This is a genomic window from Pseudomonas sp. TE12508 (assembly GCF_056279485.1).
Genome location: NZ_JBWCCN010000013.1, coordinates 126,685 through 143,257 on the forward strand (window position 1 = coordinate 126,685; position 16,573 = coordinate 143,257).

The window sequence follows — 16,573 nt, forward strand, 5'->3', positions numbered from 1 at the left end:
AGCCGCAAGGCTCCCGCTTGCTAACCTGATAGGTGTTACATGGCAGGCGCAAAAGAGATTCGCAGTAAGATTGCGAGCATCAAAAGCACGCAAAAGATTACCAGCGCCATGGAAAAAGTGGCGGTCAGCAAAATGCGCAAGGCACAAATGCGCATGGCTGCTAGCCGTCCTTACGCGGAGCGCATCCGCCAGGTTATTGGCCATCTGGCCAACGCCAACCCGGAATATCGCCACCCATTCATGATCGACCGTGAAGTAAAGCGCGTCGGTTACGTTGTGGTGAGCAGTGACCGTGGTCTGTGTGGTGGCTTGAACACCAACCTGTTCAAGGCCCTGGTCAAGGACATGGCGGTAAACCGCGAAAACGGCGTCGAGATTGATCTGTGTGTAGTTGGTAGCAAAGGTGCGGCTTTCTTCCGCAACTTCGGCGGTAACGTCGTTGCAGCTATCAGCCACCTGGGTGAAGAGCCGTCGATCAATGATCTGATCGGCAGCGTCAAGGTGATGCTGGATGCCTACCTGGACGGCCGTATTGACCGCCTGTCCGTGGTATCCAACAAGTTCATCAACACCATGACGCAATCGCCTACCGTGGAGCAGTTGATTCCACTGGTGGCAACCCCGGATCAAGAACTCAAGCACCACTGGGATTATCTGTACGAACCGGACGCCAAAGAGCTGCTTGACGGCTTGATGGTCCGTTACGTGGAGTCGCAGGTCTACCAGGCGGTGGTCGAGAACAACGCGGCTGAACAAGCTGCGCGGATGATCGCGATGAAGAACGCTACCGACAACGCCGGTGATTTGATCAGCGATTTGCAGCTGGTCTACAACAAGGCGCGTCAGGCTGCGATCACCCAAGAGATCTCGGAAATCGTCGGCGGCGCTGCCGCGGTTTAACGGTTCAAATATTCAGAGGATCCAGCTATGAGTAGCGGACGTATCGTTCAAATCATCGGCGCCGTTATCGACGTGGAATTTCCACGCGACAGCGTACCGAGCATCTACAACGCGCTGAAAGTAGTGAGCGCGGCCGAAACCACCCTGGAAGTTCAGCAACAGCTGGGCGACGGCGTGGTTCGTACCATTGCGATGGGTTCCACCGAGGGCTTGAAGCGCGGTCTGGAAGTCAATGACTCTGGCGCAGCCATCTCCGTACCAGTCGGTAAAGCGACCCTGGGCCGGATCATGGACGTTCTGGGTAACCCGATCGACGAAGCTGGCCCGATCGACACCGAAGAGCGCTGGGGCATTCACCGTCCTGCGCCAACCTTCGCTGAACAAGCGGGCGGCAACGACCTGCTGGAAACCGGCATCAAGGTTATCGACCTGGTTTGCCCGTTCGCCAAGGGTGGTAAAGTCGGTCTGTTCGGTGGTGCCGGTGTAGGCAAAACCGTAAACATGATGGAACTGATCCGTAACATCGCCATCGAGCACAGCGGTTATTCCGTGTTCGCCGGTGTGGGTGAGCGTACTCGTGAGGGTAACGACTTCTACCACGAGATGAAGGATTCCAACGTTCTGGACAAAGTGGCACTGGTTTACGGTCAGATGAACGAGCCGCCGGGTAACCGTCTGCGCGTAGCATTGACCGGCCTGACCATGGCCGAGAAGTTCCGTGACGAAGGTAACGACGTTCTGCTGTTCGTCGACAACATCTATCGTTACACCCTGGCCGGTACTGAAGTATCCGCACTGCTGGGCCGTATGCCTTCCGCAGTAGGTTACCAGCCGACCCTGGCCGAAGAGATGGGTACTCTGCAAGAGCGTATCACTTCGACCAAAAACGGTTCGATCACCTCGATCCAGGCGGTATACGTACCGGCGGATGACTTGACTGACCCGTCGCCAGCGACCACCTTCGCCCACTTGGACGCCACCGTCGTTCTGTCCCGTGACATCGCTTCCCTGGGTATCTACCCGGCGGTCGATCCACTCGACTCGACTTCGCGCCAGCTGGACCCGAACGTAATCGGCCAGGACCACTACGACACCGCTCGCGGCGTACAGTATGTTCTGCAGCGTTACAAAGAACTGAAGGACATCATTGCGATCCTGGGTATGGACGAGCTGTCGGAAGCCGACAAGCAGTTGGTAAACCGTGCTCGTAAGATCCAGCGTTTCTTGTCGCAGCCGTTCTTCGTGGCTGAAGTCTTCACCGGTGCATCGGGTAAATACGTTTCCCTGAAAGACACCATTGCTGGCTTCAAAGGCATCCTCAACGGTGACTACGACCACCTGCCAGAACAAGCGTTCTACATGGTCGGCGGCATCGAAGAAGCGATCGAGAAAGCCAAGAAACTGTAATCCCGGCGCCCGGTAACGGGCGCTAATTTAGGTTGAGGCAATCAGATGGCTATGACAGTCCATTGCGATATCGTCAGCGCGGAAGGGGAAATCTTTTCCGGCCTGGTCGAGATGGTGGTTGCGCACGGTGCACTGGGTGATCTTGGTATCGCCTTGGGTCACGCGCCGCTGATCACTAATCTCAAGCCGGGTCCTATCCGCTTGATCAAGCAGGGCGGGGAAGAGGAGGTGTATTACATCTCCGGCGGTTTCCTCGAGGTTCAGCCGAACATGGTCAAGGTTCTTGCCGACACCGTGCAACGTGCTGCCGACCTGGACGAAGCCTCCGCTCAGGAAGCCGTTAAGGCTGCCGAGAAGGCCTTGCATGAGCGAGGCGCGGAATTCGATTACGGTTCTGCTGCCGCACGTCTGGCCGAGGCTGCAGCTCAGCTGCGCACCGTCCAGCAGATCCGCAAGAAGTTCGGCCACTAATAGGCCATCGACTTATTGCGCGATTGATTAAAAAGGGTAGCCTCGGCTACCCTTTTTTCTTTTCCGACTTTCATCACCCGGTCGCAGCCGCTGACCCCCCAGGATTAGTAGCCTGTCATGTCTCTTGAAATTGTTATCCTCGCTGCCGGCCAAGGCACGCGCATGCGTTCGGCCTTGCCTAAAGTCCTGCATCCTGTTGCCGGTAACTCAATGCTTGGCCATGTTATCCACACGGCTCGGCAACTAGCTCCACAACGCATCCATGTGGTGATCGGACATGGTGCCGAAGCGGTGCGCGAGCGTCTGGCGGCCGATGACCTGAATTTCGTCCTGCAGGATCAACAGCTGGGTACCGGACATGCGGTGGCCCAGGCTGTGCCGTTCATCGAGTCCGATACGGTGCTGATTCTTTACGGCGACGTACCCTTGATCGAAGTCGAAACCCTGCAACGGTTGCTCAAGCTGGCTGCACCGCAGCAATTGGGCCTGTTGACTGTCGAGCTGGATGACCCGACGGGTTACGGCCGCATCGTCCGCGATGCCGCCGGCAAGGTTACCGCCATCGTCGAGCAGAAAGACGCCAACGACGCCGAACGCGCCATTACTGAAGGTAATACAGGCATCCTGGCAGTTCCTTTTGAGCGCTTGGGCGACTGGATGAGCCGGCTGTCCAACAATAATGCCCAAGGCGAGTACTACCTGACCGACGTGATCGCCATGGCGGTCAGTGATGGTCTGGTGGTGGCTACCGAACACCCCCATGACGCTATGGAAGTGCAGGGCGCCAACGATCGCAAGCAACTGGCCGAGCTTGAGCGTCACTATCAGCTGCGCGCCGCTCGTCGTTTGATGGCTCAGGGCGTGACCCTGCGCGACCCGGCACGTTTCGATGTACGTGGTGAGGTCACCGTCGGTCGGGATGTACTGATCGATATCAACGTAATCCTCGAAGGCAAAGTGGTCATCGAGGACGACGTGGTGATTGGCCCGAACTGCGTGATCAAGGACAGCACCCTGCGCAAAGGCGTGCAGATCAAAGCCAACAGCCATATCGAAGGCGCAATACTCGGCGAAGGCAGCGATGCCGGCCCGTTCGCTCGTTTGCGTCCCGGCACGGTGCTGGAAGCTCGCGCGCATGTGGGTAACTTCGTTGAGCTGAAGAACGCCCATATGGGCGAGGGCGCCAAGGCCGGTCACTTGACGTATCTGGGCGATGCCGAGATCGGTGCGCGTACCAACATCGGCGCAGGCACCATCACCTGTAACTACGATGGCGCCAACAAGTGGAAAACCGTGTTGGGCGAAGATGTATTCATCGGTTCCAACAACTCGTTGGTGGCGCCTGTGGATATCTCAGCGGGTGCGACGACGGCGGCCGGTTCGACCATTACCCAGAATGTGGATAAGGCCCAGTTGGCTGTGGGTCGGGCTCGGCAGAAGAACATCGATGGCTGGAAGCGGCCGGAGAAGATCAAGAAGAGCTGAGTTATCCACAGCAAGATCAAAAGATCGCAGCCTTCGGCAGCTCCTACAAGGAATACGTGTTCATCCTGTAGGAGCTTCCGAAGGCTGCGATCTTTTTTATGGGTTATCCACACATCTTTTTTCTGACGCTGACTTGACGAAGTTTCGCTAATAGGTTTTGATTGCTTACGTTATCTTTCGAATCGAAACTTACCAGTCATGTCGAAGCGCAACACACCACAACGCCGCCACAACATCCTCGCCTTGCTTAATGAGCAGGGAGAAGTCAGTGTGGACGAGTTGGCCAAGCGCTTCGAAACCTCGGAAGTTACGATTCGCAAGGACTTGGCGGCGCTCGAAAGCAACGGTCTGTTGCTGCGTCGTTATGGCGGGGCGGTCACCATGCCTCAGGAACTGGTCGCCGACCTCGGCCAACCGGTTTCGAAATACAAGCAGGCGATTGCCCGCGCCGCCGTCACGCGGATCCGCGAGCATGCGCGAATCATCATCGACAGCGGCAGCACCACCGCCGCGATGATCCCGGAACTCGGTCAGCAACCGGGTCTGGTGGTGATGACCAACTCCCTGCATGTCGCCAACGCTTTGAGCGAACTCGAGCATGAGCCGGTGCTGTTGATGACCGGCGGGACCTGGGACCCGCATTCCGAGTCCTTCCAGGGTCAGGTGGCCGAGCAAGTACTACGCTCATATGACTTTGATCAGCTATTTATCGGTGCCGATGGCATCGATCTGGTACGCGGGACCACCACCTTCAATGAATTGCTGGGCTTGAGCCGTGTCATGGCGGAGGTTGCACGCGAAGTGATCGTGATGGTCGAGGCCGACAAGATCGGCCGAAAAATTCCCAATCTGGAGCTGCCATGGAGCAGCGTCCATACCCTCATTACCGATGATCGTCTGCCACTTGCGGCACGCGATCAGATTCAGGCCCGCGGCATTAATTTGATTTGCGCCGCCGTCAGTCAGGAGAACTAGCATGTGTGGAATTGTCGGTGCAGTCGCAGAACGTAACGTTACCGCCATCCTGCTCGAAGGCCTCAAGCGTCTGGAATACCGTGGTTATGACAGCGCCGGTGTGGCGGTGTACACCAACGATGAAAAACTCTTGCGCACGCGTCGTCCGGGCAAGGTCAGCGAACTGGAGCAGGCGCTGATCGAAGAGCCTCTGGTCGGCCGTCTGGGCATTGCCCACACCCGCTGGGCGACCCACGGCGCGCCGTGCGAACGCAACGCGCACCCGCATTTTTCGGGCGATCTGGCGGTGGTGCACAACGGCATCATCGAGAACCATGAAGCCCTGCGCGAGCAACTCAAGGCGCTGGGCCACGTGTTCACGTCGGACACTGACACTGAAGTCATCGCGCATTTGCTGAACGAAAAACTCAATGAGCAGCCCGACCTGGCTGCGGCTTTGAAAGCGACTGTCAAAGAACTGCACGGTGCTTACGGTCTGGCGGTGATCAGTGCCCGGCAACCGGATCGCCTGGTGGCGGCCCGCAGTGGCAGCCCATTGGTGATCGGTCTGGGTATGGGGGAGAATTTCCTGGCTTCGGACCAATTGGCGCTACGTCAGGTCACTGACCGTTTCATGTACCTGGAAGAAGGCGATATCGCCGAAATTCGCCGCGACAGCGTGCAGATCTGGGACATCAACGGCGCACTCGTCGAGCGTGAAAGCGTTCAGTACCGTGACGGGGCCGAAGCGGCTGACAAGGGCGAATTCCGCCATTACATGCTCAAGGAAATTCACGAGCAACCGGTCGTAGTACAGCGCACCCTCGAAGGTCGCCTGAGTCAGAACCAGGTGCTGGTCGAGGCATTCGGTCCCCAAGCGGCCGAGCTGTTCGCCAAGGTGCGCAATGTACAGATCGTCGCCTGCGGCACCAGCTATCACGCCGGCATGGTTGCCCGTTACTGGCTCGAAGAACTGGCTGGCATCCCATGCCAGGTCGAAGTCGCCAGCGAATTCCGCTATCGCAAGGTAGTGGTGCAGCCCGACACTCTGTTCGTGAGCATCTCCCAGTCAGGTGAAACCGCCGACACCTTGGCCGCGCTGCGCAATGCCAAGGAGCTCGGTTTTCTCGCCAGCCTGGCAATCTGCAACGTCGGCATCAGCTCCCTGGTGCGTGAATCGGACCTGACGCTGCTGACTCAGGCCGGTCGCGAAATCGGCGTGGCCTCGACCAAAGCCTTCACCACTCAACTGGTTGGCCTGCTGTTGCTGACCCTGTCTCTGGGTCAGGTTCGCGGTACGTTGGCCGAAGGTGTCGAAGCCACACTGGTCGAAGAACTGCGTCGCCTGCCGACCCGTTTGGGCGAAGCCCTGGCCATGGACAGCACTGTGGAGAAAATCGCCGAGCTGTTCGCCGAGAAGAACCACACACTGTTCCTCGGTCGCGGCGCGCAATTCCCGGTGGCGATGGAAGGGGCCCTCAAGCTCAAGGAAATCTCTTACATCCACGCAGAAGCCTACCCGGCGGGCGAACTGAAACATGGCCCGTTGGCACTTGTGGATAACGACATGCCCGTCGTCACTGTGGCGCCGAACAACGAACTGCTGGAGAAGTTGAAATCCAACCTCCAGGAAGTCCGCGCCCGTGGCGGTGAACTGATCGTCTTCGCCGACGAACAGGCCGGCATGACCAATGGCGAAGGCACTCATGTCGTCCATATGCCGCACATCCATGACATCCTGTCGCCGATCCTCTACACCATTCCGCTGCAGCTGCTTTCGTACTATGTGGCCGTATTGAAAGGCACTGACGTTGACCAGCCGCGTAACCTGGCGAAGTCGGTGACTGTGGAATAAGTTATCCACAAGCCATGAAATGAAAAGACCGCAGCTTTGGCTGCGGTCTTTTTTTTGAGGGTCAGCTATTTCAAGTCCACCAATACCGCACAAGATGAAAGAAGATCGGTGCCGCAAAACACACTGAATCCAGTCGATCCAGCATCCCGCCGTGGCCTTCGATCATGTGTCCCCAATCCTTCACGCCTCGATCACGCTTGATTGCCGACATCACGATGCCGCCGGCAAACCCCAGCAGGTTGATCAGCAGCGCAATCAAGAACGACTGCCACGGGCTGAACGGCGTAGTCCACCACAAGGCTGCGCCAATCAGCGAGGACAACAGAACGCCGCCGACAAAGCCTTCAACGGTTTTCGACGGCGACAGAGTGGGCGCGATTTTGTGTTTACCGAACAACTTGCCGCAAACGTACTGCAGCACGTCCGACAGCTGCACCACGATCACCAGATACGCGATCAGCAGCAGGTTTCGGCCTTCATAACCGACGATGTCCAGTGTCAGCAGGGCGGGGACGAACGACACGCAGAACACCGCGATCATCAAGCCCCATTGGACTTTCGACGCTCGCTCGAGGAAGTGCGTGCTGTCGCCGCCGAGAGACGCAAGGATCGGCAGCAGCAAAAACACGTACACCGGAATAAAGATCGAGAACAGTCCGTACCAATCGGAATAGATCAGCAGATATTGCAGCGGCAATGCTAGGTAAAACGCTGCCACCAGCGCCGGGTAGTCGCTGCGTCGGGTGGGCGTAAGGGTGAGGAATTCGCGTAGCGCATAGAACGATACTGCGTAAAACAGCAGGATCACCGCGCCGGTGCCCAGCCAAAAAGCGACGCCGATCACCACCACCATCACCCACCAGGCGTTGATGCGGGCGTTGAGGTTCTCGATGACTGCATTGGGCGTGCCCCGGGTGCGCAGTTTGAGGATCAGGCCAATCAGTGAAGCCAGCACCAGGATCATGCCGATCCCGCCGAACAGCATCAGGGTTTGTCTATCCATGTCAGGAATGCTCCGGGGCGAGGGCCAGCAGTGCGTCGCGGCTGCGTGAAAGGAACTGCTCTTTGCTCTCGCCTTCAGTCAGTTGCAGGGGCGCGCCGAAACTGGTGGTACACAACAGCGGCAGTGGCAGCACACGGCCCTTGGGCATGACCCGGTTGAGGTTGGCGATCCACACCGGAATCACCTGGGCCTGTGGGTAACGTTTTGCCAAGTGATACAGGCCGCTTTTGAACGGCAGCAAACCCTCTTCCAGATTGCGCGTGCCTTCGGGAAAGATGATTAACGAATCACCCTTCTCCAGGGCGTCGAGCATGGGCTGCAACGGGTTATCCACAGGGTTCTTGCGCTCGCGGTCGATCAGCACGCCGTTGAACACCCGGCTGATGATGTAACGGCGTAAGGCGCTCTTGTTCCAGTAGTCGCTGCCAGCCACCGGTCGCGTAAGTTTGCGCAGGGCGGAAGGAAGCGAGGCCCAGAGCAGCACGAAATCGCCGTGGCTGCTGTGGTTGGCAAAATAAATGCGCTGCACGGGATCCGGCGCGCAACCCATCCACAGGCTGCGGGCGCCAGTAACGGTTCGGGCCATGGAGGTGATGAGGAAGGCGACCACAGGTTCGAACATTAACGATTTCCTTATCCAGTGTAGGGCAGCCAAGGACTGGCCAGAATGACAGCCAAGGGTGGCAGCACTTGGGCGGCCAGCAGGACAGCCTGTTTGCGCAGCAGTTTAAGCCCCCCGCGCTGACGTTCGGTCCAGGGCCGGCCGGCACGGTTGGCCGGTTGCAGGCCGAGGTTTTGCAGGGCCTGATCGAGGGCTTGAGTGCGGTCTGACAAAGCGTCAGCGTCGCGGGCCATCAGGGTAAACAGGTCAGCGTCGAAGGCCACGCGCAGCGCCCAGTATTTTTGCCATAACCCGAGGATGATCAGCCAGGCGCTGAGGATCAAGAACGGCGTAGTCGGGGTGATCAGCAGCAGTTGCAGCAGGCCGAACAACACACCCAGCAAGGTCAGCCCTGTGGATAACTGGTCGAGGGTGCGGCCCCGGCGCAGCAGGCTGGCGACCACGTGCAGTTCCAAATCAATCGGCATAGGCGCTCTCCAGGGCTTGGCGATGGGCCGGATGCAGTACCACTTGCGGGCGCGCGGCCTGGATCATCGCCACGGCGGCATCGACAGTGGCCACTCGACCGCTGTGCAGCAACCAGGCCGCGATAGCGGTGGCGCTGCGTGAATAGCCCAAAGCGCAGCAGACCAGCAAGGGACCTTGCTGGCGCAGATGTTCAATGGCCTGAGCGGCGGCGAGACATTGCTCAGCGCTGGGTGTGGTCAGGTCGAGTATCGGAACGTTTTGATAGGCGCGGCCTCTCGGGTTGAGCGGCAGCTCAGCGCATAGATCAACCACAGCTTTGAACGGCGCCAACTGATCAGCGTCGGGAAGCCTGCCGAGCCAAACGTTATCCACAACCTCATTGGGCTGTGGATGTTTGCGGGTCCAAAGCCGTGAGTTGATCCACGCCGCTGCTACGTAAGGCGCAAATAACCAACGGGCGGCCGGGCTAAGGCGGCCGTCAGCGCGTTTCTGAAACCCGGCGGCGTCCAGCAGCGTGTAGTTGAGCGCCACCAACAGCAATGCCACGGCGGGCCAGATTAGCCACAGCCATCCGCCGCCCAGGCCAAAGGCTGGAATGGCGAATATCGCCGCGCCGACGCCATAACGCAGGGCCAGGCGCCAGCGTTTCGGGTCCTTGGCCAACCGCAGGCTACTCAAGGGGCTGGGCCGATCCAGTGGCCACAACCACACGCACAGCCAGCCGGCGAGGGCGCCTGTGGGTAAGTCGATAAAGTGATGTTGATAAGTGGTCAGCACCGAAATCCCGATCAATGCGAACCAGCCGTGCACCAGCCAGCGCCACAGCCCTTGAGAGTGCCGTTGGTACATCACCCACAAAATCACCAGCAGGGCGATGTGCAGCGATGGCGCCTGATTGAACGGCTTGTCGAACCCGGCCAGCACCGCGAACAACCAGCCGAATATCCCGTCCAGTTCAGGCCGTTCAAAGGTGAAGCGCAGCGGCCATAACAGGAAACAACTGATAGAGATCACTTGAGCACTCAGCAGGCGCAAGGCGTGGCGCTTGAGTTCATGGCGACTATTGGGCAGCAGCAGCGAAAAACCGTACAGCAGATCTATCGTCCAGTAGGGGACGATGGTCCAGGCCCAGAAGGGCATGGCGGTTTCCCAATCGAAAACGAAGGTGGCGACATCGCTGCGCTGGGCCGTGACCCACGTGGCAAAGCCGTAGCTGGCGAAAAACAGCGGTGCCAACACCAGCAACCAGAGCACGGCGGGCTTCAGCAAACCCGGCTCTCTCGGGGCTGCCCCCATCATTGCACCCGTTGCGCGAGGGACACGGTGAAGATCCCCCATTCATCCACTCGCTGGGTGATTTTACGAAAACCCGCTGCTTCCACCAGTTGATCCATTTCCGCCTGGCTGCGCCGACGCATCACCCACGCCTGGCCTTGACGGTGACTGGTGAGGGCGCGGGCGATCAGTTCCAGCTGCGGGTGCCAGGGTTGACCGGTGTAGACCAGATAGCCACCGGGCTCCACGGCCTCGGCCAGGCCCGCCAGAGAGCCGCCGACCAGTGCATTGTCGGCAAACAGTTCATACAACCCGGACACCACTGCCAGTGTCGGCTTGGGGTCCAGTGCCGCCAGGTCGGCGCGGTCGAACGCGTCGCCTTTCACGAACTGCGCGATGTCTCCAAGGCCCTTATCGCGAATCAGCGCACCACCGTCACGTACATTGATGTCGCTGTAATCGCGCAACAGTATCGATTCCGGTAGCGGGCTGACGCCTTGCAAGGCTTCGAGAATGTAGCGGCCGTGACCGGCGGCGATGTCGACGATGCGCACCGGTCGGCCTTCTTCGCGCAGCTTGGCCATGGTCAGGCGCAGCAACTCTTCGACGTTGAGTTTGCGCTGGCGAATGCCGCGCCAGCCGATGGAATTCAGGTAGTTCTGATCAATCATCCGCCCAAGCCCGCCCTTGCCGGTGGGCTGGTTGCGGTACACGTAGTCCAGGGTGCTGCCGGAGTCGAAACCGGTGTCGAAGCCCAGCTTCACCCCGTCAGACAGCCGGCTGCCCAGGCGCATGCTGGCGCGGGTCATGCGCCAGTACAGGTCACGCAACGAGTTGTGCGGCAGCGGGGCGGCGAGGGATTCGGATTCGGCGCAGGTCAGGCCGATCTTATCGGCATCAAGCAACGAGGCCCGGTCCAGCGGGTATTCAAAGTTTTGCAGGATAAAGCGTTTGGCGCTGGCTACGGCCACGGCGCGATCACGTTCCCCAAGCGTGTCGTGGAAGAAGCCCGGGAGGATGTGTTTTTCCTTTTTCAGGCTGCCCAGGCGTTCGAAAAACTGCTCCTGGGGTTTGCGATGGACCACAAAATCCGAGCCGGAAATCAGCAGTTGGGTCGGCACTTGAATCGCCTGCGCATCGGCCACCACACGGTCGGCGGCTTCATACAAGCCGAGCAGCACATTCACCGAAATCGCCTTGGTGATCAGCGGATCGCTGTCGTAGGAGGCGACGCGTTCCGGATCGTGGCTAAGGAACTTGGCCTTGACGTAGCTGTTGACGAAAAAGTTGCCGCGAAACTTGCGCATCAGCGCCAGGCCCGGACGGGCGAAAGGGACGTAGAGCTTGACCTTGAATGCGGGCGACGCGAGCACCAGCGAGCGGATGCGCGGCGCATAGTCGTGGACCCAGGTCGAGGCAATCACCGCGCCGACGCTCTGGGCGATCACGGCCATGTTCTCTTCGTCGATCTGATGGGTCGCGTTCAGGTGATCGCAAAAGGTCTGCACGTCACGCACGCTGGTGGCGAAACTCGGGCTGTCGCCGCGAGCACCCGGCGACTGACCATGGCCGCGGGCGTCCCAGGCAAAGAAGTCGAACGCTGGCAGGTCCAGTTCATCCACCAGGTGGGCGATACGCCCCGAGTGTTCATGGCCGCGATGAAACAGCAGCACAGCCTTGCGCGGCTCACCCGGATTACGAGCCGTGGCCGGCCAATGACGGTAGAACAACTCGACGCCGTCGTGGGTAGTGAAGGTCTGATTCTGAGTTTCACGCATTGCACTTTCCTTATGCTTGGGGAGCCTTACGCTGAGGCCTTATGCCGAGGGGGCGTTTTCCTGCACTTCTTTCAGGCCCAGACGGACCCGGTTGACCAAGGTGTAAGCCAGCAGGACGGCGACCACCGCAAACACAACGTTAATCCACAACGCGTTGATCCAGCCGATGGCAATGCCGGTGGCCAAGACGCCGAGTACAAACGCGCGATCGCTCTTGCCCATCGGGCCGTCATAACGCCGCGATGCGCCGACCATCGGCCCGAGGACGCCACTGTACTCGCTGAACAATGCCAGCAGCGTGACCAACAGCACAATCAACACACTCACGTCGGGAATCAGGGCGAAAGGCAGGATCAGCGCGCTGTCGGCAACGATATCGCACAGTTCATTAAGGTAGGCGCCGAGGCGCGACTGCTGGCCGAATTCCCGGGCCAGCATGCCGTCGATGGCGTTCAGCGCCATCCGCAGGATCATCCACACGGGAATTAGCAGAAATACCCACAGGTGATTGGCGAAACAGGCAATCGCGACGCCCATCACGACCGAAATGACGCCGGCCAGCACGGTGATTTGATTGGCGGTGGTGCCGTTATCGAACAATCGCTGAACCAGCGGTCGCAACAGATTCTGGAAGGCAGGTTTAAGTTGGTAGATGGAGGGCATCTGGATACGGTCTCAGCAATTGAAAGCGTGAACGTTCAGGGTTATACGTCACAATAATCAGAATGCCAGTAAAACTGCACGGCTCATCCTCTTCTAGCGATATCCAGGTCCAATCGGGAACTGTCGGCCTCGCGTTTTTCAGTGCTCAGGAGTTAATCCATGGACCGCTTCCAGGAAATGCAAGTCTTCGCCACCGTCGCCCAGGAACAAGGCTTCTCGGCGGCGGCGCGGCGTTTGGGGATGTCGGCGGCCAGTGTCACCCGCGCCGTGGCAGCACTGGAGAAGCGCATTGGCACCCAATTGCTGACACGTACCACCCGCAGCGTGCATTTGAGCGAGGCGGGTCAGCGTTATCTGGAGGATTGTCGGAGAATTCTCACCGAGGTGCAGGAAGCGGAGGATTCGGCGGCCGGGAGCCACGCCCAACCCCGTGGGCAACTGACGATCACGGCGCCGGTGTTGTTCGGTGATTTGTTCGTTACGCCGGTCATGGTCGGTTACTTGTCTCAATTTCCTGAAGTCAGCATCAACGCTCTACTGGTCGACCGGGTGGTGAGCATGGTCGAGGAGGGCATCGATGTGGCTGTGCGCATCGGTGAGTTGCCTGACAGCAATCAACATGCAATTCGCGTGGGCGAAGTGCGGCGGGTGATCTGCGCGTCCCCTGGATACCTGACTGACCATGGTCGGCCCCGGCATCCTGCAGATTTGAGCACAGCCCCGATCATCGCCACATCGTCCATCGGTCAGCACAGAAGCTGGCCGTTCATTGATGCGGGAGAGCCGATCAGCATTCGTCTGGAACCGCGCCTTGTGGTCACCGCCAATCAGGCAGCTATCACGGCCGCCGCCATGGGGCTGGGACTGACCCGAGTGCTGTCGTATCAAGTGGCGAGCAAGGTCGCCGTCGGTGAGCTGGAAATCGTTCTGGCTGACTTCGAACTGCCGCCATTGCCCATTCATGTGGTCTACCAGGGTGGGCGCAAAGCCCCGGTGCGGGTCCGTAGTTTTGTGGACTTCGCGGTGAACGTACTGCGTGAACACCCGGCCCTGCATGGCTGAAGGGTTATTGCACTGGCTGAAATAATGGATTGCGTTTGCTGGTTATTCTGTTGTTTTGGTTGCGGATGGAAGATGGCCCCCTATCGGCGCTGATCTTCCTGGACGGCGCCACCACCCAGCGGAGTCGACCATGCAAGCAATCAAACTCTACAACTTCCCCCGCTCTGGCCATGCTCACCGTGTAGAGCTGATGCTGTCTTTGTTGCAACTGCCGACCGAGCTGATCTTCGTCGATTTGGCCAAGGGCGCCCACAAGCAAGCGGATTTTCTGGCGCTCAACCCGTTTGGGCAGGTGCCGGTGATTGATGATCAAGGCGTGGTGCTGGCTGATTCCAATGCGATTCTGGTCTACCTTGCGCTGAAATACGGCAACGGTCGCTGGCTGCCAACCGACCCGGTCGGTGCGGCCAAGGTTCAGCGCTGGTTATCGGTCGCCGCCGGGCCGATTGCCTTTGGCCCTGGCAGGGCAAGGCTGATCACTGTGTTTGGTGCGCCTTACAACGCGCAGGAAGTAATCGCTTACGCCCACAGCTGGCTCAAAGTGATCGATCAGGAACTGGGCGCAACGCCCTATCTGGCCGGTGGTGAGCCGACCATCGCCGACATCGCCGCGTACAGCTACATCGCCCATGCCCCGGAAGGCAATGTGTCGCTGGATGACTACCCCAACATTCGGGCCTGGCTGACACGGGTTGAAGCCTTGCCAGGGTTTGTTGGCATGCCACGCACCGTCGCCGGTTTGCAAAAAACTGCCTGATGTTCACAGCCCGCCTCAGTCGGGCTGTTCTTGTTGCGCGATGAGCGCAGGGGAGAAGTCGTTATGGAACGTTCACCTTGGCACGCAGGCGAGAAACAGTTGCAGGCTCACGTGGGTGTCGCCGAGCGAATGGAGGAGTTAGGTCGTAGGGTGATTCGCAGCGAGATGCCGGATCAGCACCGCACCTTCTATCAGCAACTGCCATTCATGCTGTACGGCGCGGTGGATGCTGACGGCAACCCTTGGGCCAGCATTCTGGAAGGGGCGCCAGGTTTTGCCCGTTCTCCAGAGCCTGCGCTGTTGCAGTTTGGCAGCTTGCCTGGCCACGACGACCCTGCGCAATTGCAAGAGGGAGCGGCGATCGGTCTGCTCGGTATTGAGCTGCACACGCGACGTCGCAACCGTCTCAATGGCCGAGTTGGCGCTGTGACAGCGAGCGGCTTCGAGGTGACGGTGCAGCAATCTTTCGGCAATTGCCCGAAATACATTCAATTGCGCCAATTTCGCTCGGTGCCCTTGGCGGATCCGGCGACCCGTGTCGCGCAGCACCTCAACGGGCTGGATGACGCGGCCAAAGCCATGATCGCCGGCGCCGATACCTTCTTTGTCGCCAGTTATGTGGACGTCGATGGCCAACGCTCGGTGGACGTTTCTCACCGGGGTGGCCAGGCCGGTTTCGTCCAGGTAGAGGGCAATCGCCTGACCATCCCGGACTTCGCCGGCAACCTTTTCTTCAATACGTTGGGCAACCTGCTAATCAATCCTCGAGCCGGTTTGCTGTTCATCGATTTCGATTCGGGTGACTTGCTGCACCTCAGCGGTCGCACGCAAATCATCCTCGAAGGCCCGCAGGTCGAAGCCTTTCAAGGGGCCGAGCGGTTGTGGACATTCGAGGTGGAGCGCGTGGTGCGACGGCCCGCGGCGCTGGCCTTGCGCTGGCGCTTTGACGGCGTGTCACCCACCAGTTTGCTGACCGGGACCTGGGCGCAGGCGAATGCGCGCTTGCAAAGCCCAAGCCGGAGCTGTAACCCAGAAAATCCACTGTAGGAGCGAGGCTTGCCCGCGAAGACTTTCTCACATTCAGCATTGAGGTCGACTGACACGCCGCCATCGCGAGCAGGCTCGCTCCCACATTTGATCGTGGTCGTCCTACAGACCGAGTGATTTTTGGGGATGTTTCCGACAAGTTTTGACGGTTGTCGGTCGGAAATGGGGTGGATAGGCTTTGAAGGTCGCTGCAAATTCAGTGATCGGGTTTGGTCGCCCAGGTTTAGAATGGCGCACTTTTATGCTTGCTTCATGGCGAGCTGTGCGTGGGAGGGCTTAGGCCCTGCCGGGTTCCATTCCCTGGTCGACCAACCCGCGTACGGTTCGCCACCCTTCTGCTTGGTCGCAGTGTTGGCGAGCTCCAGTCCTCGAATGGAGTTTCACCATGTTCAAAGCAACACCAAATCCCCCTGAAACCGACGACGTTTCCCCCTACGAATCCCTCGATTCCAAAAAACTCCACGAAGCCGCTAACCGCGCGCTCGATCACTACCTCAACCCCTCTGCCCTCAAAGCCCCCGTGGCCCGCAAGCCGAGCACGATGTTTATCGTTGCGCCGGATATCAAAGACGAAGACCTGTTGGCCCACACCTGCGAATCGTTGGCCCAGGCCAGTGTGATGGCGGGTGATTTTGCGGGGTATCTGGAAGGGCCGCATCGGTATACGGCGATGGCGATTCAACAGATCGTCATGCTGGCAGAACTGGCGGTGAACCGGATGCTGGATAACGTTGCCGTACCAAAACCTGCGCCACACAGCTGACCCCCTGTAGAAGCGATCTGTGGCGAGGGGGCTTGCCCCCGTTGGGCTACGAAGTAGCCCCAA

At 59.2% G+C, this 16,573-nt stretch carries 15 protein-coding genes and 1 pseudogene; 10 read left to right on the forward strand and 6 right to left on the reverse strand.

Translation table 11 applies throughout. From position 1 onward, the window contains the following. Positions 1 to 39: 39 nt before the first annotated feature. From atpG to glmS, 6 genes are all read left to right on the forward strand, one after another. Entirely contained in the window at positions 40 to 900 is an 861-nt protein-coding gene (gene atpG, locus ACZ9IM_RS18880) for a F0F1 ATP synthase subunit gamma (RefSeq protein ID WP_007903034.1), read from the forward strand. A 27-nt stretch (positions 901 to 927) separates the two neighbouring features. Further along, the gene (atpD, locus tag ACZ9IM_RS18885; protein ID WP_008007883.1) at positions 928 to 2,307 is read left to right on the forward strand and encodes a F0F1 ATP synthase subunit beta; all 1,380 of its coding nucleotides are present in this window, start codon (positions 928 to 930) and stop codon (positions 2,305 to 2,307) included. Positions 2,308 to 2,352: 45 nt separating this feature from the next. Continuing rightward, entirely contained in the window at positions 2,353 to 2,778 is a 426-nt protein-coding gene (locus ACZ9IM_RS18890) for a F0F1 ATP synthase subunit epsilon (RefSeq protein WP_010465460.1), read from the forward strand. 117 nt (positions 2,779 to 2,895) lie between these two features. Continuing rightward, positions 2,896 to 4,263 carry a bifunctional UDP-N-acetylglucosamine diphosphorylase/glucosamine-1-phosphate N-acetyltransferase GlmU gene (gene glmU / locus ACZ9IM_RS18895; protein WP_427626356.1) on the forward strand — a complete coding sequence of 456 codons (1,368 nt, stop codon included), beginning with the start codon at positions 2,896 to 2,898 and terminating at the stop codon, positions 4,261 to 4,263. Positions 4,264 to 4,461: 198 nt separating this feature from the next. Further along, positions 4,462 to 5,238: a DeoR/GlpR family DNA-binding transcription regulator gene (locus ACZ9IM_RS18900; protein WP_030132550.1), complete on the forward strand. Its 777-nt coding sequence runs from the start codon at positions 4,462 to 4,464 to the stop codon at positions 5,236 to 5,238. 1 nt (position 5,239) lies between these two features. Beyond that, positions 5,240 to 7,072: a glutamine--fructose-6-phosphate transaminase (isomerizing) gene (glmS, locus tag ACZ9IM_RS18905; protein WP_427626354.1), complete on the forward strand. Its 1,833-nt coding sequence runs from the start codon at positions 5,240 to 5,242 to the stop codon at positions 7,070 to 7,072. Between the two features lie 70 nt (positions 7,073 to 7,142). Here glmS and ACZ9IM_RS18910 read toward each other — a convergent pair whose 3' ends face one another. The 6 genes from ACZ9IM_RS18910 to ACZ9IM_RS18935 are packed head-to-tail and all read right to left on the reverse strand — an operon-like array spanning position 7,143 to position 12,881. After that, complete coding sequence (locus ACZ9IM_RS18910; protein WP_427626352.1) at positions 7,143 to 8,075, reverse strand: phosphatidate cytidylyltransferase; 933 nt, start codon at positions 8,073 to 8,075, stop codon at positions 7,143 to 7,145. Between the two features lies 1 nt (position 8,076). Then, complete coding sequence (locus ACZ9IM_RS18915) at positions 8,077 to 8,697, reverse strand: lysophospholipid acyltransferase family protein (RefSeq protein WP_476224678.1); 621 nt, start codon at positions 8,695 to 8,697, stop codon at positions 8,077 to 8,079. An 11-nt stretch (positions 8,698 to 8,708) separates the two neighbouring features. Further along, a complete protein-coding gene (locus ACZ9IM_RS18920; RefSeq protein WP_476224679.1) occupies positions 8,709 to 9,164 on the reverse strand; it encodes a hypothetical protein in 456 nt (151 codons plus the stop codon). Beyond that, positions 9,154 to 10,464, reverse strand: a complete 1,311-nt coding sequence (locus ACZ9IM_RS18925; RefSeq protein WP_476224680.1) for a phosphatase PAP2/dual specificity phosphatase family protein — start codon at positions 10,462 to 10,464, stop codon at positions 9,154 to 9,156. The genes ACZ9IM_RS18920 and ACZ9IM_RS18925 overlap by 11 nt, the downstream gene beginning before the upstream one ends. Beyond that, entirely contained in the window at positions 10,461 to 12,218 is a 1,758-nt protein-coding gene (locus ACZ9IM_RS18930) for a bifunctional alpha/beta hydrolase/class I SAM-dependent methyltransferase (RefSeq protein ID WP_427626344.1), read from the reverse strand. The genes ACZ9IM_RS18925 and ACZ9IM_RS18930 overlap by 4 nt, the downstream gene beginning before the upstream one ends. A gap of 39 nt (positions 12,219 to 12,257) precedes the next feature. Then, on the reverse strand, positions 12,258 to 12,881 hold the full coding sequence (locus ACZ9IM_RS18935) for a CDP-alcohol phosphatidyltransferase family protein (protein WP_476224681.1): 624 nt from the start codon (positions 12,879 to 12,881) through the stop codon (positions 12,258 to 12,260). Positions 12,882 to 13,040: 159 nt separating this feature from the next. Here ACZ9IM_RS18935 and ACZ9IM_RS18940 point away from each other — a divergent pair, with 159 nt between their 5' ends. From ACZ9IM_RS18940 to ACZ9IM_RS18955, 4 genes and pseudogenes are all read left to right on the forward strand, one after another. After that, complete coding sequence (locus tag ACZ9IM_RS18940; protein ID WP_476224682.1) at positions 13,041 to 13,943, forward strand: LysR family transcriptional regulator; 903 nt, start codon at positions 13,041 to 13,043, stop codon at positions 13,941 to 13,943. A 130-nt stretch (positions 13,944 to 14,073) separates the two neighbouring features. Continuing rightward, positions 14,074 to 14,700, forward strand: a complete 627-nt coding sequence (locus ACZ9IM_RS18945; protein ID WP_123495612.1) for a glutathione S-transferase family protein — start codon at positions 14,074 to 14,076, stop codon at positions 14,698 to 14,700. A gap of 63 nt (positions 14,701 to 14,763) precedes the next feature. Further along, positions 14,764 to 15,711: pseudogene (locus ACZ9IM_RS18950) on the forward strand (flavin-nucleotide-binding protein); the annotation flags it as partial. Positions 15,712 to 16,132: 421 nt separating this feature from the next. Next, positions 16,133 to 16,510 carry a DUF6124 family protein gene (locus tag ACZ9IM_RS18955; RefSeq protein ID WP_476224683.1) on the forward strand — a complete coding sequence of 126 codons (378 nt, stop codon included), beginning with the start codon at positions 16,133 to 16,135 and terminating at the stop codon, positions 16,508 to 16,510. Positions 16,511 to 16,573: the final 63 nt, after the last annotated feature.